This is a genomic window from Nocardia sp. NPDC046763 (genome assembly GCF_040645495.1).
Lineage (GTDB): Bacteria > Actinomycetota > Actinomycetes > Mycobacteriales > Mycobacteriaceae > Nocardia.
In genome coordinates this window covers 98,976-116,316 of the sequence record NZ_JBEYYI010000029.1, presented here as the reverse complement: position 1 = coordinate 116,316, position 17,341 = coordinate 98,976, and the positions used below count along the sequence as shown (strand labels likewise).

Annotated in this window: 22 protein-coding genes; 13 read left to right on the top strand and 9 right to left on the bottom strand. The window is 68.7% G+C overall.

Annotation, left to right across the window (positions count from 1 at the left end):
• Positions 1 to 132: 132 nt before the first annotated feature.
• Together ABZ909_RS35020 and ABZ909_RS35015 are read right to left on the bottom strand one after the other, a co-directional pair.
• On the bottom strand, positions 133 to 1,710 hold the full coding sequence (locus tag ABZ909_RS35020; protein ID WP_357008547.1) for a DHA2 family efflux MFS transporter permease subunit: 1,578 nt from the start codon (positions 1,708 to 1,710) through the stop codon (positions 133 to 135).
• Between the two features lie 88 nt (positions 1,711 to 1,798).
• Positions 1,799 to 1,972: a hypothetical protein gene (locus ABZ909_RS35015; RefSeq protein WP_357008544.1), complete on the bottom strand. Its 174-nt coding sequence runs from the start codon at positions 1,970 to 1,972 to the stop codon at positions 1,799 to 1,801.
• Between the two features lie 160 nt (positions 1,973 to 2,132).
• Here ABZ909_RS35015 and ABZ909_RS35010 point away from each other — a divergent pair, with 160 nt between their 5' ends.
• The 10 genes from ABZ909_RS35010 to ABZ909_RS34965 all read left to right on the top strand — a co-directional run bounded on the left by ABZ909_RS35010 (position 2,133) and on the right by ABZ909_RS34965 (position 8,401).
• On the top strand, positions 2,133 to 2,354 hold the full coding sequence (locus tag ABZ909_RS35010; protein WP_357008541.1) for a hypothetical protein: 222 nt from the start codon (positions 2,133 to 2,135) through the stop codon (positions 2,352 to 2,354).
• Between the two features lie 37 nt (positions 2,355 to 2,391).
• Positions 2,392 to 3,495 carry an SPFH domain-containing protein gene (locus tag ABZ909_RS35005; protein WP_357008538.1) on the top strand — a complete coding sequence of 368 codons (1,104 nt, stop codon included), beginning with the start codon at positions 2,392 to 2,394 and terminating at the stop codon, positions 3,493 to 3,495.
• A gap of 43 nt (positions 3,496 to 3,538) precedes the next feature.
• The gene (locus tag ABZ909_RS35000) at positions 3,539 to 3,934 is read left to right on the top strand and encodes a cold shock domain-containing protein (RefSeq protein WP_357008536.1); all 396 of its coding nucleotides are present in this window, start codon (positions 3,539 to 3,541) and stop codon (positions 3,932 to 3,934) included.
• A 51-nt stretch (positions 3,935 to 3,985) separates the two neighbouring features.
• On the top strand, positions 3,986 to 5,086 hold the full coding sequence (locus ABZ909_RS34995) for an ATP-dependent DNA ligase (protein WP_357008533.1): 1,101 nt from the start codon (positions 3,986 to 3,988) through the stop codon (positions 5,084 to 5,086).
• On the top strand, positions 5,083 to 6,147 hold the full coding sequence (locus tag ABZ909_RS34990) for an ATP-dependent DNA ligase (RefSeq protein ID WP_357008530.1): 1,065 nt from the start codon (positions 5,083 to 5,085) through the stop codon (positions 6,145 to 6,147). Before ABZ909_RS34995 ends, ABZ909_RS34990 begins: the two co-directional genes overlap by 4 nt.
• A 241-nt stretch (positions 6,148 to 6,388) precedes the next feature.
• Positions 6,389 to 6,730: a hypothetical protein gene (locus ABZ909_RS34985; RefSeq protein ID WP_357008528.1), complete on the top strand. Its 342-nt coding sequence runs from the start codon at positions 6,389 to 6,391 to the stop codon at positions 6,728 to 6,730.
• 30 nt (positions 6,731 to 6,760) lie between these two features.
• Positions 6,761 to 7,384: a hypothetical protein gene (locus ABZ909_RS34980; RefSeq protein ID WP_357008525.1), complete on the top strand. Its 624-nt coding sequence runs from the start codon at positions 6,761 to 6,763 to the stop codon at positions 7,382 to 7,384.
• Positions 7,381 to 7,773: a hypothetical protein gene (locus ABZ909_RS34975; protein WP_357008522.1), complete on the top strand. Its 393-nt coding sequence runs from the start codon at positions 7,381 to 7,383 to the stop codon at positions 7,771 to 7,773. Before ABZ909_RS34980 ends, ABZ909_RS34975 begins: the two co-directional genes overlap by 4 nt.
• Positions 7,770 to 8,108, top strand: a complete 339-nt coding sequence (locus ABZ909_RS34970) for a hypothetical protein (RefSeq protein WP_357008519.1) — start codon at positions 7,770 to 7,772, stop codon at positions 8,106 to 8,108. Before ABZ909_RS34975 ends, ABZ909_RS34970 begins: the two co-directional genes overlap by 4 nt.
• Positions 8,105 to 8,401 carry a YbaB/EbfC family nucleoid-associated protein gene (locus ABZ909_RS34965; RefSeq protein WP_357008516.1) on the top strand — a complete coding sequence of 99 codons (297 nt, stop codon included), beginning with the start codon at positions 8,105 to 8,107 and terminating at the stop codon, positions 8,399 to 8,401. Before ABZ909_RS34970 ends, ABZ909_RS34965 begins: the two co-directional genes overlap by 4 nt.
• Here ABZ909_RS34965 and ABZ909_RS34960 read toward each other — a convergent pair.
• Positions 8,398 to 8,691, bottom strand: coding sequence for a hypothetical protein (locus tag ABZ909_RS34960; RefSeq protein WP_357008513.1), 294 nt, complete (start codon positions 8,689 to 8,691; stop codon positions 8,398 to 8,400). The genes ABZ909_RS34965 and ABZ909_RS34960 overlap by 4 nt on opposite strands.
• 249 nt (positions 8,692 to 8,940) lie before the next feature.
• Positions 8,941 to 10,182: a serine hydrolase domain-containing protein gene (locus ABZ909_RS34955; protein WP_357008511.1), complete on the bottom strand. Its 1,242-nt coding sequence runs from the start codon at positions 10,180 to 10,182 to the stop codon at positions 8,941 to 8,943.
• 107 nt (positions 10,183 to 10,289) lie between these two features.
• Here ABZ909_RS34955 and ABZ909_RS34950 point away from each other — a divergent pair, with 107 nt between their 5' ends.
• Positions 10,290 to 10,838: a YdeI/OmpD-associated family protein gene (locus tag ABZ909_RS34950; RefSeq protein ID WP_357008508.1), complete on the top strand. Its 549-nt coding sequence runs from the start codon at positions 10,290 to 10,292 to the stop codon at positions 10,836 to 10,838.
• Positions 10,839 to 10,897: 59 nt separating this feature from the next.
• Here the strand turns inward: ABZ909_RS34950 and ABZ909_RS34945 are convergent, their stop codons facing one another.
• Positions 10,898 to 11,734, bottom strand: a complete 837-nt coding sequence (locus tag ABZ909_RS34945; protein ID WP_357008600.1) for an LLM class F420-dependent oxidoreductase — start codon at positions 11,732 to 11,734, stop codon at positions 10,898 to 10,900.
• A 226-nt stretch (positions 11,735 to 11,960) separates the two neighbouring features.
• On the opposite strand from ABZ909_RS34945, the gene ABZ909_RS34940 reads away from it, so the two are divergent.
• Positions 11,961 to 12,335, top strand: coding sequence for a VOC family protein (locus ABZ909_RS34940; protein WP_357008505.1), 375 nt, complete (start codon positions 11,961 to 11,963; stop codon positions 12,333 to 12,335).
• 261 nt (positions 12,336 to 12,596) lie between these two features.
• Here the strand turns inward: ABZ909_RS34940 and ABZ909_RS34935 are convergent, their stop codons facing one another.
• A complete protein-coding gene (locus ABZ909_RS34935) occupies positions 12,597 to 13,466 on the bottom strand; it encodes an AraC family transcriptional regulator (RefSeq protein WP_357008503.1) in 870 nt (289 codons plus the stop codon).
• Positions 13,467 to 13,600: 134 nt separating this feature from the next.
• Between ABZ909_RS34935 and ABZ909_RS34930 the strand changes: the two genes are divergently transcribed.
• Positions 13,601 to 14,653, top strand: coding sequence for a saccharopine dehydrogenase NADP-binding domain-containing protein (locus tag ABZ909_RS34930; protein WP_357008500.1), 1,053 nt, complete (start codon positions 13,601 to 13,603; stop codon positions 14,651 to 14,653).
• Between the two features lie 21 nt (positions 14,654 to 14,674).
• Here the strand turns inward: ABZ909_RS34930 and ABZ909_RS34925 are convergent, their stop codons facing one another.
• The 3 genes from ABZ909_RS34925 to ABZ909_RS34915 all read right to left on the bottom strand — a co-directional run bounded on the left by ABZ909_RS34925 (position 14,675) and on the right by ABZ909_RS34915 (position 17,254).
• Positions 14,675 to 15,316, bottom strand: coding sequence for a TetR/AcrR family transcriptional regulator (locus ABZ909_RS34925; RefSeq protein ID WP_357008598.1), 642 nt, complete (start codon positions 15,314 to 15,316; stop codon positions 14,675 to 14,677).
• A 13-nt stretch (positions 15,317 to 15,329) separates the two neighbouring features.
• Entirely contained in the window at positions 15,330 to 16,475 is a 1,146-nt protein-coding gene (locus ABZ909_RS34920) for an acyl-CoA dehydrogenase family protein (RefSeq protein WP_357008497.1), read from the bottom strand.
• Positions 16,476 to 16,561: 86 nt separating this feature from the next.
• Positions 16,562 to 17,254 (bottom strand): TetR/AcrR family transcriptional regulator, encoded by a 693-nt coding sequence (locus ABZ909_RS34915; protein WP_357008494.1) that lies wholly within the window; start codon positions 17,252 to 17,254, stop codon positions 16,562 to 16,564.
• Positions 17,255 to 17,341: the final 87 nt, after the last annotated feature.

Sequence of the window (17,341 nt, the reverse complement as noted above, 5' to 3'; positions counted from 1 at the left end):
AGCCTTAGCGCTGATCAGCACATATGCCGAACTTCATTGGATTTTCGGCGAGTTCTACCGCGACCCCGAGACGCGGAAAGGCCGTGTGGCCCACCCGGAAGCGTTTCCGGATGGGCCACACGGGTTTTCGGGTCAGTGGACGACGGCTGGCGCGTCGGCCGCGGTGGGTACGGCCGGTTTGGCGCGGGGCAGGAAGAATGCCGGAATCAAGGTGGCGGCCAGGAGGCACAGCGCCACCACGAAGGTGTGGGCGAAGGCGCGCGCGGCGAGGTCGAAGCCCTCGTCGAGCAAGGTGTGCGGCAGATGCGCGAGCTGGCCGTTGTAGCGCGACCCGATGGCCGCGTTGGCCAGCGACGGGTCGGGGGCGCCCGGGGGCAGCTGCACGCCCTTGTCGCCCAGGGTGTCGCCCCGGTTGAGCAGGCTGGTCAGCACCACGGAAATGGTTGCGGTGCCGATGGATCCGGCGGTCTGGTTGACGATGTTCATCAGCGTCGACCCGCGCGCGACCTCACTGTGGGTCAGTGTCTGGATGGCGGCGGTCATGGTCGGCATCATGGTGCAGCCCATGCCCAGACCCATCACGAACAGCACCCCGCACAGCAGCGCGTAAGGGGTGTCGGCCTTGACCTGGGTCAGGAACGCCATGGCCACCGACATGACGGTGATTCCGGTGAGCACGATCTTGCCGGGCCCGATCTTGTCGACCAGCCGGCCCGCGATCGGCATGGTGAGCATGGCGCCCAGGCCCTGCGGGGCGATGAGCAGGCCGGCGGCCAGCGTCGATTCTCCGCGCACCTGCTGCAGATATGACGGCAGCAGCAGACCGGAACCGAAGAACGCCATGGCGAACAGGGTCATGGTCATCACCGCGAAGCGCAGCGGCCTGTTCGTGAACAGCCGCAGCTCGATCAGCGGGTGCTCGGTGCGCAGGGCGTGGAAGACGAACCCGATCAGCAGCGCCAGGCCGACGATCGCGGGGATGAGCACCTTGGCCGATTTGACGGTGCCCTCACCGGGGATCGAGGACACGCCGTAGAGGAAGGCGGCCAGACCGGGTGAGGCCAGCAGCATGCCGAGGAAGTCGAAGGTCTGCGAGGGTTCGGGGTTGTCGCGCGGGAAGACCACGAACGCCAGGATCAACGCGATGATGCCGATGGGCAGGTTGATCAGGAAGATCCAGTGCCAGCTGAAGGATTCGATCAGCCAGCCGCCCAGGATCGGGCCGCCGATCGGACCCAGCAGCATCGGCACGCCCAGGACCGCCATGACGCGGCCGATGCGCTGCGGGCCCGCGGCGTGGGTCATGATCGTCATGCCCAGCGGCATGAGCATGCCGCCGCCCAGGCCCTGGATGACGCGGAAGGCGATGAGGGACTCGATGTTCCAGGCCGTCGAGCACAGCACCGAGCCGAGCACGAAGAACACCAGCGCCATCATGTAGAGGCGTTTGGTGCCGAACCGGTCGGCGGCCCAGCCGGTGAGCGGGATGACGCTCGCCAGGGCGAGGGTGTAGCCGGTCATCGACCAGGCGGCGATGGCGTAGGTGGTGTCGAAGTCGTGCTGGAAGGTGGGGATCGCTACGGTCACGACGGTCACGTCGAGGATCGACATGATCGCGCCGAGCACCACGACGCCGGCGATTTTGAAGACGCCGATGTCCAGTTTGTCGTCGGCGGAATCGGCCGCCACGGTATCCGGAGGGGTGGTCACCGGTTCAGCCTGCCAGCCGGTCGGTTACGAAACCAGCACATATTGGTATCGGCGTTTCGCGGCATCCGGGCAGCATCGTCATCGCGGCTCATTCCGTCGGTGGCGGCCGGCCGTCGTCATTGTCGTAGAAGTTTTCGGCGGCCGCGTCGGCGGCGGCCTGGGCCCGCATCTCGAACTCGGAGGGGTCACCCGGATCCGGTTCGCGCACATCGCTTCTGCCCTCGGAATCGGTGGGATCGACGGGGATGCGATCGGTGCTCACGGGCAGATCCTCTCTGCGGCGCGATGGTCGCCAGGAGTCGGATCACCCGATCCTACCGAGAGACAGCAAATGCCCGGCGATTTCCCAGGGTCCCCGGTCGGCCCCGTCGGCGCGCGTACGCTGGCGTTCTCGAGCGATCCAGTCGAGGAGTTCATTCGCGATGACCGACCCGGTAGTGGGCCTGACCGGTACGCTGACCTCGCCGATCCGGGGCAAGGGACTCCTCGGTGAGGTGCGGGTCGCTATTCGAGGGGGAACCGAGCTCTACATTGCCCGCGCCGAGGAGCCGTTGCCGGCCGACGCGACCGTGCTCGTCGTGGCCGTGCATCCGGGGCGCATCGTCGATGTTGTTGCGTGGATTCCCCTTCCGGGCGATCGATAGATCGAGAACTTCGTTCCACGAGTAGAGGGAGACAGCGATGCTCGGGTATCACGTTCCGGCTCCGGACCAGGCGATGCTGGTCAGCGGCGGCCGCGGCGGCAAGGACAACGCACCGTTTCGGGTGATCATCGGGCACGGCGCGTGGGTGGTGCCGTTGTTCCGCAAGGTGCGGTATCTGTCGCTGGCCATGTTCGAGGCCGAGATCGGCGAACGCTGCGTCACCAAGCAGGCCATCCAGCTCGACGTGCGGGCGGTGATCGCGTTCAAGGTCGCCAACGACACGCAGTCGATCGTCAATGCGGCACAACGGTTCCTGTCCGAGCAGGAGCGGGAGATGAGCGTGCTGACCGGGCGGATCTTCTCCGGGCATCTGCGCTCGATCGTGGGGTCGATGACGGTGGAGGAGATCATCCGCGAGCGCCAGAAGCTCGCCGACGAGGTGCTGGTGGCCTCCAAGGTGGAGATGAGCAATATCGGGTTGTGGGTGGACTCGTTCCAGATCCAGCACATCGACGACGGCAACCTCGGCTACATCGCGGCCCTGGCCGCCCCGCACAATGCCGCGGTCAAGCGTGACGCGCAGATCGCGCAGGCCGCGGCCGCGCAACTGGCGGCGCAGGCCGAGCAGGAGTCCCAGCGCAAGCAGGCCGAGTATCAGCGCGAGACCGCGATCCTCAAGGCGCAGTATCAGCGCGATATCGACAAGGCCAATGCCGAAGCGGCGCAGGCGGGTCCGCTCGCGCAGGCCACCGCCCTGCAGGAGGTGCTGTCCGCACAGGCCGAGCAGGCGCGCAAGCAGGCCGAGCTGCGTGAGCAGCAGCTGCAGGCCGAGGTGGTGAAACCGGCTCGGGCAGAGGCGGATCGGGTGCGGATCCTGGCCGAGGCAGAGGCCGATCGCACGCGCATCCAGGCCGAGGCGGCGGCGTCGAACAACCGGATCGCGCTGGATCAGCTGCTGATCGAGCAGTTGCCCGAGATCGTCAAGCAGGCTTCGGTGGGCTTGTCGAAGGCGAACCTGACCGTGCTCAATGGCCCCGATGGGGTCTCGGAGATCGTGAACGGCATGGTGGGCCAGGGGCTGACGGTCTTCAATTCGTTGCAAAAGGCACTTTCTTCCAACAACGATCGGCCCGCGGACTAGAGTGACCGCCAGAGGGACGCGGCGACGAGGAGCGGGTGTTTAGGTGTCCATCGGGAAATTGGTGTCGTTCGACAGTTCTCGGGGTTTCGGATTCATCCGTCCGGAAGACGGTGGTCCGGATGTGTTCGTGCACGTCAACGACATCGGGCTGGACGAGGACGAGTTGCGCCAGGGGCGGGTGTTCGAATTCGATGTGACCGAGGGCGATCGGGGCCCCAAGGCGATCAACCTGGCGGTGGTGCCGGGGCAGTCGGCCCCGGTGCGGCACACCAAGGGCAAGGATCATCGCGGGTCGGGGCAGTTGAGTGCGGCCGAGCATCGCCGGCTGATCACCGAGTTGCTGCTGGATGCCTCGCCGCAGCTGACCGCGGCGGAGATCATCACCATCCGGGACCGGCTCACCGCCTTCGCCGATCAGCACGGGTGGATCGAAAACTGAGCGGTTCGCATTACGATCGGTCTCGGGTCCACAGCGAACCGAGGAGGTCGTGTGCAACTGCCCGTCATGCCACCGGTCAAACCGATGCTGGCCAAATCGGTCTCGGAGCTTCCCCGTGACGCCGGGTTGCTGTTCGAGCCGAAATGGGACGGCTTCCGCTGCATCGTGTTCCGCGACGGCGACGAGATCGAACTCGGTTCCCGCAACGACCGGCCCCTGACCCGGTACTTCCCCGAACTGGTGGAACTACTGGGTCGGGCGCTGCCGGACAAGTGCGTGGTGGACGGGGAGATCGTGGTCGTCACCGAGAACGGCCTGGATTTCGACACGCTGCAGAACCGGCTGCATCCGGCGGCGTCGCGGGTGAACAAGCTGGCGGTGGAGACACCGGCCAGCTTCGTCGGCTTCGACCTGCTGGCGCTGGGTGAACAGGATCTGACCGATCGGCCCTTCGCCGAGCGGCGGCGGATGCTGGAGACCGTGCTCGACGGGCAGGCCCCGGGCACGCATCTGACGCCGATGACCGAGGACCCGCAGGTGGCGGCGGACTGGTTCACCCGGTTCGAGGGCGCGGGGTTCGACGGGGTGATGGCCAAGGCGGCGGATCTGCCGTACCTGCAGGACAAGCGGGTGATGCTCAAGATCAAGCATGAGCGGACCGCCGACTGCGTGGTGGCCGGGTTCCGCTGGCACAAGGACGGGCAGGGGGTGGGGTCGCTGCTGCTGGGGCTGTTCGACGACGAGGGGAACCTGCATCATGTCGGGGTGGCGTCGAGTTTCACCGCGGCGCGCCGCAAGGAGCTGGTCGGTGAGCTGGAACCGTTGCGCGAGAACGCGCTCGAGCAGCATCCGTGGCGGTCGTGGGCCGATGCGGCGGCGCAGGCCAAGGCGGACGGGAAGATGCCGGGCGGGGTGAGCCGCTGGACCGGCGGCAAGGATCTGTCGTGGGAGGCGCTGCGCCCGGAGCTGGTGGCCGAGGTGCGCTACGAGCACGTGATGGCGGGCCGGCTGCGGCACGGTGGACGGCTGGTGCGGTTCCGCACCGACCGCACCCCCGAATCGTGCACCTACGCCCAGCTCGACGAGGTGGCTCCCGCCGAGCTGGCCGATATCTTCGCCGACGCCAGGAACGCGAAAGGGACTGCGCGGTGAGCGATTCGGTGGAGCTGGAGGTGGCCAGGCATACGGTCGGCGTCTCCAATCCGGGGAAGGTGTACTTCTCCAAACGTGGGGAAACCAAGCTGGATCTGGTGAATTACTATCTGGCCGTTGCCGATCCGATCATGCGGACCATCGGTGGGCGACCGGTGCTGCTGGAACGCTATCCGGACGGAGCGTCCGGTAAGTCCTGGTTCCAGAAGCGGGTACCGAAGTCGGTGCCGGACTGGCTGCAGACCACGGTGGTGTCGACTCCGAACGGGACCACCAGCGACGCGCTGGTCGCTGTCGATATGGCGCACATCGTGTGGGCGGTGAATTTGGGCTGCTTGGGTTTCCACGTCTGGCCGACCCATGCCGGCGCCGAGGCCGCCTCCACGTTTCCGCCGGTCATGGACGCGGCCGGCACCGTCCTGCCGCCGACCGGTGTCACCGATGAGTTGCGCATCGATCTGGACCCCTCCCCCGGCATCGGTTTCGACGATCTGCGTGCGGCCGCTTTCGCCACTCGCGAGCTGTGCACCGAGCTGGGTATCGATGTGCGCGTGAAGACGTCCGGCTCGCGCGGCCTACATCTGTACGCGCTGCTGCAACCGAAGTGGGACGGCTATCAGGTTCGTGCCGCCGCGGTCGCGCTGGCCCGCGAGCTCGAACGCCGCCACCCCGACCGCATCACGGCCGCCTGGTGGAAGGAAGAGCGCGGTTCGCGGGTGTTCGTCGATTTCAACCAGAATGCCCCGCACAAAACGGTTTTCGGCGCCTGGTGTGTCCGCCCGAAGGTCGGCGCGCAGGTGTCCACCCCGATTTCGTGGGATGCGCTGGAGGCGATCGTCCCCGACGAGCTGACCATCGCGACGGTCCCGGCCCGAGTCGCCGAACTCGGTGACCCGTGGGCCGATCGTGCCCCCCAGTCGCTGGAACCGCTGCTGGAGATGTCGGAGAAGGACATGGCCGCGGGCCTGATGGACGCGCCCTGGCCGCCGGTCTACCCGAAGATGCCCAACGAGCCGCCGCGCGTGCAGCCGAGCAAGGCCCGCAAGGACACCGCCGAATAGCGGTGTGCTGGTAGAGCTCTCACCGCACAGCCCCCCGGCGAGCCGGGACAGCCCCCCCGCGAGCCGGACTCGCCGGGGGTTGTCCCGTTGTGCGATGTCTCTTGGTAGCGGACGACGGGTTGTGGAGTTACGGTCATCGGCGACACGGTCGGCGACTCGCGCTATATCTGGAATGTCGTGCTGTCCGAACAGTTTCCGACAAAACAGTGTCCGACACATCATCGACAGGCAGGGACATGCGATGGACAGCAGTATCGAGCGCGTGGCGTGGGACCGCCCGGCGGCCGCCGCGTATGTGAGTGCGGCAGGTGATGCCGCAGCCCTGCTGGGCACGGCCGAGGATCACGCGCACACCGTCGCCGGTATCGACCTGTCCGGGCTGGGGACCCTCGGCAACGGGTTCGCCGCGGCCTGGGCGGCGGCCTGGACCACCCACGGCGCCCACCTGCGGACCGCGTCGGCGCTCACCGGCGCCTACGGCCGGGCCATCGCCGGGTGGGGGAACACGCTCGGCGGGGTGGACACCGAGTCCGCGGCCGGGATCGCGGGCGCGGTCCCGGGCATCGACGAGATCCAGGCGTAGGCCCGCCCGAGGATCAGGGGGACAACCGAGATGCAGACCGGCATTCGGGGCGGAGACCTCACCGACCTCACCGCGGTGGAGGAACCCGCTCTGGTCACGGCCTTGGTCGCGCCGCTGGTGAAGCTGCGCGCGGCCCTGGGGGACGGGACCAGCCCCGACGGGACGGCCCTGGCGGCGCTGGCGGCGCTGGCGGGCACCGTGCGCGCTGCCGAGGACGCCCACCGCGGCGGGATCACGCAGCTGGCGTCCACCGAGACCGCCGCGGCGGCGGTGCCCGTCCTGAAGCGCACGGGCGATGAGGTCTGCGCCCTGGCCGACGTAGCGGAAACCCTTGCGCCGCTGTTGACCTCGGCCTACGCCACCCGCGACAAGGCCGCCGCCGACCTGGACGCCCTCATCTCCGATTTCCGGGCCCAGGCCACGCCGCTGGTGAAAGCCGCACGCTCGCAGGCGGATCTGGACTCGGTGGTGCGCCTGGCCGCGGACTACGTGCGCGACGGGGTGAGCGTGGCCAGGGTCGCCGACGGCCACCTGGACACCCTCACGACCCAGATCACCACCCTCGATCAGTCCGGGGTCACCGTGCCCATCGGCCTGCAGATCGACAACGACATCAGCACACAGCGTGACGGACAGGCGGGCACGACCTCATGAATTTGTTCGGCGACCTGCCCGGCTTCGCGGGCGGACCGATCGTCCCCCTGCCCGATACCCCGGACTCGGCGCCCACATCCGGCCCCGACCTCGACCCGGCGCCGCCCGAGACCGAGGAATTCGAGGTCACCGGCGATATCCGCGATCACAGCTGGGACGACCTGCCGACCGCGCGGCCCGGCCATCGGACCACACTGTGGGGCGATCCCGAGCAGGCCGAGGCCCTGCAGGGCCCACTGGCGGCCACCGATCCCGTGCTCGGGGCCGACACCACCACCGAGGCCGGCACCGCGGGCACCGACGAGCACACCACCTACCACGAGATCGAAAAGCATTCCGCCGCCGAGTATTCGGTGACTCTCACGATCCAGATCAAGGCCCACCCATGACCGACCCTGACGTTCCGGTGTTCACCACCACCAGCAGCAACCGCACCATCACCGTGACCGCCACCGACGCCGGCCAGATCATCGAACTCCGTTTCGAGGCCGGCGAATACGCCCACGGCGCCGCCGCCCTGGCCGCCGAGATCGTGCGCCTGGCCCGACGCTGCACCCTGCTGGCCCGCGCCCGCCGCCGCGCAGCCCTGGCCGACGTGGGCCTGGCCGACGTACTCCTGAACCGCCTCGGCCTGCCCGATCCCGAGACCGTCGCCGCCGAACTCGCCCGCCTGGACGCCCCCACCGCCGACACCGCCCCGCACAGCTGGGTCCGTGCCCTGTGAGCGCCGACATGCAGGCCCTCATCGCCCAGGTCGGCGACCAACTCGAAGCCCTCACCCTCGCCGCCGACGGCCTGACCCGCGTGACCGGCCACGCCACCGGCCTGGACGGCGCCGTCACCGCCCAGGTGGCCGGCGACGGCACCCTGACCGCCCTGACACTGGCCGAGTCCATCACCGCCCACCCACCCGACCAGGCCGCCGCCGCCATCCTGGCCACCATCACCGCAGCCACCACCGCCGCCGCCCGCCAGCGCGCCGAACTCCTGGCCCACCTCAGCGACACCCTCACCTAGCCGTCCTGGCTGCCGTCCCCGAACAGCGCGAGCTGACGCGACGAAACGACCGATCCCCCGATCTTGCGCAGACACCGGGCGCAGGTGACTGCCGCCCGGGTCGGTTCCAGCGCAGTCGGGGACCACCCGGCAACACCGGTGTGGCACAACAGTTCCGGAGCTTCCTCGCCTTGGACCCAGTGGCCGAGGCTGACCGCGTGCACGGTCCGCCCGGATCGTACGACGGCGTGCACACCCGGGTCGCCGAACACCGCGCGGGCGGCGGAGGCCAGAGGAGCGATGTCGGTCATACGCCCACACGATAGAGCCGGTCACCGACAAGCAGACGCCCGGCCAAGACTCGAACAAGCGACATCCCGGAGTCGGGTGACCGGCGAGTACTGCTGCAGCAGTGGCAGTTTCATGGCCCTAACCCCATCCCTCGGCCATCGTCCACCAGCCACCGCCCACGCCGTGGCCGCGATCCTCGAATCCGCCGATGGTGGTGTGTCGTAGTACTTTTCGCGTCGCGGCCGAGGACTTTTCGCGTCGCGGCCGACTCAGGCGGCGCCGGCGGTGGTGCGCTGCCGGATGTCGAGAGCGGGGTCGCGGGCTGCGCGCAGGATCAGGTGGAGCAGGGCCACGACGAGGGTTTGGTCGAGGGGGCTCCAGGTCAGGGACATGCGGTTGTGGACGAAGCCGACGGAGATGCCGGAGCGGGGGTCGGTCCAGCCGGTGGAGCCGAACGCGCCGACGTGGCCGTAGCCGCGGGGTGCGCGCGCGGCGGGCAGGCTGTGATAGCCCAGGTGCCAGAACGGGACCAGCAGGCTGTGGTCGATGCGGTAGGTGCGGATGCGTTCGAGTTCGCGGACGGTCGGAGTGGACAGGTAGGGGCGGCCGTCGACATACCCGTCGCAGGCCAGGGCGCTGTACATCTTCGCCAGGGCCGCGGCGGTGCAGACGGCGTTGCCGGCGGGCAGGGCGGTGTCGAGGATGGCGGGGTCGTCACCGCGGAAGATGGATTCCAGGCCGGGGACGTAGATCGACGACAGCGGGGCGCGCAGCAGGCGGGGCAGGCGCGGGACGGCGGCGGCGACGGGGGCCGGGATGCTGCGTTCGGCAAGGGTTTTCAGGGAGCCGACGAGGTGGGCGGGCCGGGTGCGGGACCCGGCGGGCGGGCGGCCCAGGTGGATGCCGTCGACGCCGAGGGGGTCGGCGACCTCGCTGCGGTAGAGCCGGGTCATGTCGCGGCCGGTGAGGGCGCGGGCCAGCCCGCTCATGAGCCAGCCGATGGTGAGGGCGTGGTAGATCGGCGCGCCCAGCAGGTCATCGGGTTTCGCGGCGGCCAGGCGCGCTTCCATGAGTTCGTGGTCGAGGACCTCGCCGGGGGTGGCGGCGGGCAGCGCTGACAGGCCGGCGCGGTGACTGAGCAGTTCGGTGACGGTGATGCGGGCCTTGCCGTTGGCGGCGAACTCGGGCCAGTATTCGGCGACGGGCGCGGAGTAGTCGAGCAGGCCGCGGTCGGCCAGCCGCGCCAGCACGGTCGCGGAGACACCCTTGGAGGCGGAGAAGACCATCGCGCCCGTGTCGGCGGTCCAGGGGGTGCCGTGCGCGTCGGCGGCGCCGGCCCAGACATCGACGACCGGTTCTCCGTGCCGATACACCGCCAATGCGCCGCCGTTGCCGCGGCGGCCGGCGAAGACGCGGGCGAAAGTCTTGATGGCGGAGTCGAATCGGGGATCGGCGGTGCCGTGCACCCCGGCGGGCAGTCCGGCAGCGGCGGCGGAGCTGGAGGTCGTCATCGATCCACGGTAGCGGCGCGGCGACCACCCCGACAAGGTGTGTCTGGGACAATTTTCCGGCGTGGTGCAGAGTTCGGATGTCGGTACCGTCTGCCACAGTGACGGTCATGGATCCGGTGACCTTCCCCGACGCCGCCGCCTTCGACGCCTGGCTCGAAGCCAATCACACACGCCCGGAAGGGGTTTGGATCCGCATGGCCAAGAAGGGCTCGGGTATCGCCACGCTCACCGAGGACGAGGCGGTCGATGTCGGGCTGTGCTGGGGCTGGATCTCCGGGCAGCGCAAGGCCTTCGACGCCGACTACTACCTGCAGAAGTATGTGCCACGTCGCCCGCGCAGCCACTGGTCGCAGGTCAATGTCGACAAGGTCGCGCAACTCACCGCCGCCGGGCGCATGCGCGCGCCGGGGCTCGCCGAGGTCGAGGCGGCCCGCGCGGACGGGCGGTGGGCCGCGGCCTATCCGTCGCAGGCGAACTTCACGGTGCCGCCGGATCTGGCTGCCGCGCTGGCCGATCGGCCCCGCGCCCGCAAAGCCTTCGACGCCTTGGATCGAACCCGCCAGTACACGATCGTGCTGGAGTTGCTGCGATCGAGAACCGCGAAAACCCGCGCTGCCCGCCTCGGCAAGGCGCTCGACGGCCTCGAATCACACTGAAACCGGCCGATTCCGGGTGCCCGGACCATATGGACACCCGGAATCGGTTCGTACCGGGGTCAGTTCAGTCGTTCGGCCAGCAGCGGCGCGAGGGTGCGCAGCACCTCCAGGTAATCCCCGCCGACGACCTGCGGCGCGACATGGTTCGCGCCGGCCTGCACGTGTTCGGCCAGCCGGTCGGCGACCTGGGCGGCGCTGCCGTGCGCGACGACCGCGTCCACGAACCGGTCGCTGCCGGGCTGGATCAGGTCGGTCTCGTCGAAACCGAAGCGGCGCAGGTTGTTCACGTAGTTGACCAGGCCCAGATAGAACCCGGCCTTCTCGCGGCCGCTGACCCGGGCCCGCGCGGCGTCCTCGTCGAGGACCACCTTGTGCTCGGCGACCAGCAGCTTGTCGGGGCCGAGGATGCCGCGCAGCTCGGCGGTGTGCTCGGGCACGGTCAGATACGGCAGGGCGCCGGCACTGCGGTCGCGCGCGAGTTTCGCCACCCGCGGGCCCAGCGCGGCCAGGGCGCGGCCCTGCTGCGGGACGCCGCGCGCGTCGAGGACGTCGAGGTAGTTCACCAGGGCGTCATAGGGTTTGGTGTAGGCGCCGGTGTGCTCGGGGTGGCCGACGCCGATGCCGAGCAGGAACCGGCCGGGGAACTTCTCCTCGAGCCGCAGGTAGGTGTCCGCGGCCGCCTCGGCGGTGGAGCCCCACACGTTGACGATGCTGGTGGCCACGACGATCGATTCGGATCCGGCGAGCAGTTCCTCGTAACCGTCCCAGTCGGCGGGCGGCGATCCGCCCAGCCAGACCGCGCCGTAGCCGAGGTCTTCGAGTTCACGCACCGCTTCGGGGGTGAACTGGGTGTAGAACTGCCACGCACCGAACTTGCCAAGGTGGTCGAATGCCATATCAGCGGCCAACACATCATGATCATGGTGCATTCCCGGCGGCGCTGCCGAATTCGGCGAGCACCTCGTCTACCAGCGAAGACAGGCATTACATCACGAAGTGATGCGGGAGCTGGGTCCGGTACTATGCATCGGTCGAGACTGTGACCGCACCCGAGCTGCAAGCTAGAGGAGGCCACCCATGACTACTTCACAACAGTTCGAATTTCCCCCGCACGACGGTTTCGTGGTCACCCATTTCCTCGTCGTCTCTGACCAGGACAGATCGCGCGACTACTACCGGACCGTGTTCGGCGCCCAGATTGTGCGCGACCGTGACCCCGTCATCCTGCAGTTGGCCAACACCTGGCTGATCCTCAACGACGGCGGCGGTCCGACAGCGGACAAACCGACCGTCACCCTCACCACGCCGCAAGACCCCGACACCGTCAGCGCCTTCCTCAACCTCCGCGTCGCCGACATATACCGGTCGCAACGCGAATGGGCCGCCCGAGGTGCGGATTTTCTGACCGAACCGGTCGACCACCCTCACGAAATCCGCGCCTACATCCGTGATCCCGACGGCCACCTCATTGAAGTCGGCCAATCGAAGGCGCCCTGACCTGATCACCCGGCTCATAGTCCGGCAGGATGCTCGTCTCGATCATGTCCGCGATCTGCTGGTGTTCCGCGCCTGAAATCTGACGCCGGTGAGGAACTTCTCGAACTCGGTGGCGCGGTGGCGGCGGTGCAGTTCGCGTCGCCGCCCGCGCACCCTTCACCAGGTCCTGCCGATGCGCCTCGGTCACCGTCGGCTCGGCCTTCTTCGGCCGACCCGACTCCCGAATCCTACAATTACACAACGGATTCCAGGTGCGGAACGCTAGGCGGCGTCGAGTCCGCCCTGGGCACGGAATTGTCCCGGCGCTACCCCGAATTCGCGTTTGAATGCTTTGGCGAACGCGTATTCGGAGGTGTAGCCGGACTTTTCCGCGACCACCCGCAGCAGTGCGTCGGACTCGCGCAGCAGCCGCGCCGCGCAGGTCATGCGCCACCAGGTCAGGTAGGTCAGGGGTCCGGTGCCGAGGGTGGCGGTGAAGCGTTGCGCGAACACCGAGCGCGACACCCCGGCGCGGGCCGCGAGGGATTGCACCGTCCACGGCGCACCCGGCTCGGCGTGAATGGCCTGCAGGGCGGTGTGCACGGCCGGATCACGCAGCGCCGCAACCCATCCGGTGCCGGTGGGGTGGGCGTCGTGCCAGGCGCGCAGCATGAACAGCAGCAGCACCTCCAGCAGCGGCGCGATGGCGCCGGACCCGTCCCGGGTGTCGAGTTCGTGGCCGAGCAGATCGATGGCGGCCCGCAACGGGCTGTGCTGGCCGACGCGGGCGGGCAGATGGATCACATCGGGCAGTTCCGCCAGCGCGGGGTGGGCGCGCGAATCGTCGAGATAGTAAGCGCCACACAGCAACACGGTCTGCGCGCCGATGTCGGTCGCCGTGCGTTCCCCGCCGGGGTGGTCGGTGATGGCGTGGCCGTGGCTGCGCGGCATGAACGCCACGTCCCCGACCTGCAGGTGCACCGGTTCCCCGCCGTCGGGCACCAGCCAGCACGAACCCTGCAGCACCACATGGAATCCGGCACTGTTGCCCTGCGCCGGGAAATGCGTGCGCCAGGGCGCGTGCTTGACGGTCCGGTTGGAGTGCGGGGTGCCCAGCCGCATCGCGGCGACCGCGTCGCTGAGAATGTCCACCACCCCACCGTACCGGCAGCGCCGGCCGTTCCGGACGATCGGATATCAGGGCCGGAGTTTCGAGCATGGATCGTCCGGACCGGACTCCATAGCGTGAATCGCGAGCCGATTCCCGGTTCGTGTCCCCTCACTCGATGGAGTTGTCTCCCATGCGTATTGCCGTGCACGGCGCCAGCGGTTTCACCGGTTCCCTCGTCGTGGCCGAGCTCGTCCGCCGCGACCTCACCCCGGTCCTGGTCGGCCGTGACCCGGACCGCCTGCGCCGCATCGCCGACCAGGCTGCCATTCCCGACGCCGAGATCCACCTCGCCCACCTCGACGACACCGCGGCCCTCACCGCCGCGTTCGCCGGAACCGACGCCGTGATCAATGCCGCCGGACCCTTCACGCTCTGGGGCGAACCGGTAGTGCGGGCCGCCATCGCCGCGCGCCGCCCCTACCTCGACACCACCGGTGAACCCGCCTACCTGCACAAGATCCTGAGCACCTACGACGAACCCGCGAAACAGGCCGGGATCGCGGTCGTTCCGGCCGTCACCGACGACGGCGTGCCCGGAGACCTCATCGCCGCACTGACCGCCGCCCGCCTCACGCGCCCGGTCAGCGAGGTCGTCATCGCCGACCTGCGCCGCCCGGGCGCCGCGTCCCGGGGCACCGCACGCTCGATGGCCGCCATCATGGTCGACGAGCAGATCGAATACCGCTCCGGCAGCTGGCAATCGGTGCAGGAACCGTCGTCGACGATGCTCGAGCCCGGCGAGACCGCACCGGTGCCCATGAGCCCCATCGCCCTGCCCGGCGTCTACACGATCCCCCGCCACGTCCAGACCCCACACGTGCGCGGCGTGATCCGCGGCGAGGTCGGGGACCTGTTCGCGGCCCTGAATTCCGAAGTCGCCGAAACCCTTCCGGAAGTCCCCGACCCGGCCGCGCTCGACGCCGCCCGCTGGTTCATGCTCGCCGAGGCCACCAGCGCGGACGGCCGCCGCGCCCGCGGCTGGGTGACCGGGTTCAACGCCTACGCCTCCACCGCGGTCATCGCCGTGGAGGCCGCGCGCCGGCTCGTCGCCGACGGCGCCCCGGCCGGAACCCTCGCGCCGGCACAGGCCTTCGACGCCGCGAGCTTCCTCGACCACCTCGCCACCACCGGGGTGACCTGGCAGGTCGAGGAGCTCGCCGCCGTCTGAACTCCGTGCCCCACACGGGGATCAGTGCCCGGCGTCGACCTTCGGGAAGGTATCGCTGACCAGCGTGAGCAGCGCATCCGCGAGCAGGTGGTGCACCTGCTCGCGGGTCAGGCTGCCGCGCACGATCCACTCGCGCCCGGCCGCCTTGACCAGCCCGCCGTAACAGCGCACCAGCGCCCGCAATTCGGCCGAGTGCAGCGACTCGCTCAGCCCCATCATCTGGACCATGCGGTCGGCCGCGGCATAATCGGCCTCGTCGAGGATGCGCTGCACCTCAGGGTCGTCGCCGACGCCCTCGTGCCCGGTCACCTTGACCCACGTGCTGCCGTGCTCGCCGATGGTGTCCAGCAGCCACGAGACGCTGGCGTCCACCCGGTCCCGGGTAGTCCCGGCGGGCACGCTCATCTTCTCCGGCCGCGGCAGCGTCACCATCCGCCGCACCACCGCGAGATACAGGTCCCGCTTGTTGCCGAAGTAGTGATTGATCAGCCCGCGCGCCACCCCGGCCCGCTGGGCCAGCTCGGCGGTGGACACGGCCGCGTACGGGCGTTCGCCGAACATGTCGATGGCGCAGGACAGGATCTGCGCCCGGCGTTCGTCGGGTTCGAGCCGGCGACGGCGCGACGGCGCATCTCCCGCGTCCTCGGACGCGGGCGGCTCGATGGTGGTGTCGATATCAGAGTGAGCGGGCAATGAGATCCTTCATCACCTCGTTGGCTCCCGCGAGGATTCGCAGGACCCGAGCGCCGGTGTACAGCTGGGAAATCGGGTATTCGGTCATGTATCCATAGCCGCCGAAGAACTGCAGGCAGCGATCCACCACATTACCGAGTTGGTCGGTCAACCAGTATTTCGACATGGCCGCGGTGGGGATATCCAGCTCACCACGCAGATGCTTGGCGATGCAGTCGTCGAGGAACACGCGCCCGACCTTGGCGATGGTCGCGCACTCCGCCAGCTCGAAACGGGTATTCTGCATGGCGAACAGCGGCTTGCCGAACGCCTCGCGGCCCTTGGTGTAGTCGACGGTCAGCTCGACCGCCTTCTCCGTCATCGCCACCGCCATGATCGCGGTGACCAGGCGTTCCTGGGCCAGCATCTGCATCATCTGATAGAAACCCTGGCCCTCGGCGCCGCCCAGCAGATTCGAGGCCGGCACGCGCAGGCCGTCGAAGAACAGCTCGGCGGTGTCCTGCGCCTTGCCGCCGATCTTGCTCAGGATGCGGCCGCGGGTGAAACCCGGAGTGCCGTCGCCCACTTCGGCGAAGATCAGCGAGACACCGGCCGCGCCCAGGGCGGGGTCGGTCTTGCAGGCGATGATGATGCCGTCGCACAGCCACCCGTTGGAGATGAAGATCTTCGAGCCGGTGATGACGTACTCGTCGCCCTCACGCACCGCGCGGGTCTTGATGTTCTGCAGATCCGAGCCGGTCCCCGGTTCGGTCATGCCGATCGAGAGCACCATCTCACCGCTGGCCGCCTTCGGCAGCACCCGCGTCTTGAGCTCCTCGGACCCGAACTCGTGGATATAGGGCGCGATGATCGAGGAGTGCACCGGCATGCCCAGTGAGCCGTCGCCGCAGTGCGTCTGGGCCTCGATGATCGCCGCCTCGTGGGCGAAAGTGCCACCGCCACCACCGTATTCGGACGGGATGGCCGCGCACAGCAGGCCCAGTTCACCGGCGCGGTTGTAGAGCGCGCGGTCGGGATGCCCCTGGGCGATGAACTTCTCCTCGTGCGGAATCACCTCCTTCTCGAAGAAGGTGGTCGCCAATCCTCGTACCGCCTCGACCTCGTCGTCGCTCCATGCGGGGCGTGCCATCGTCCGTTCCTCGCTTGCCTGAAAGGGTGCGCCTCAGCGCCTCGCCCCTCAGGGTGCACGGCTATTGGCGGTGTGTCAACAATGTGTCAACAATCGCCCGACCGGGACTGATTCACCTCGGCGAAGGTCGAGAAGATCGCCCTGTCCGCATCCGCCTCGATCCCCTGCCGCCGCAGAAACCCATCGATCAGCCCCCACACCAGCTCCGTCGCCCGATCCACGAACTCCGCGGTCTGCTCATCGGACGGCGCATCCGAATCCGACAACCACAGATCCGTCATCGACACCACCGCCCCCACCAGCGCCCGCGACAGATAATCCATCCCCGCGGTCTCCAAGGGCACCGCCTCGGCCACCGACCGCGCCAGCTTCTCCAACCGCCGCGCCGCATCGCGGCCCAGATCCAGCTGCAGCACACCGGCTCCCGACTGCTGCAACACCGGCGCCTGCCCCAGATATCGGAACACATTGGGATGCTCCAGAATCCCCCGCGCATACTCGGTGACGATGCGCCGCAACGCCACCCGCGGCGGCTGCAGCATCAACGTCATATCCGCACCCGCCGCCGAGAACGCCTGCCGCGACATGCGCGCCGCGATCTCGGTGAACAGATCCCCCTTGTCGGCGAACTGCCGATACAGCCGCGGCTTCGTGATCCGCGCTTCCCGCGCGATGTCATCCATACTCGGGCGCGGACCCGCCCGATCGATCACCCGGATCGCCGCATCCACGATGTCCGCACGGGTCACCAACCGGGTCCCGGCACTGCTACGAGCCACGGACGAAGTGTACACGTACCGCCGGTACGGGACCGGGTCAGTCACGCCTATCTAACAATCCGCCGTTCATCGGCCAGTCGCGTGACG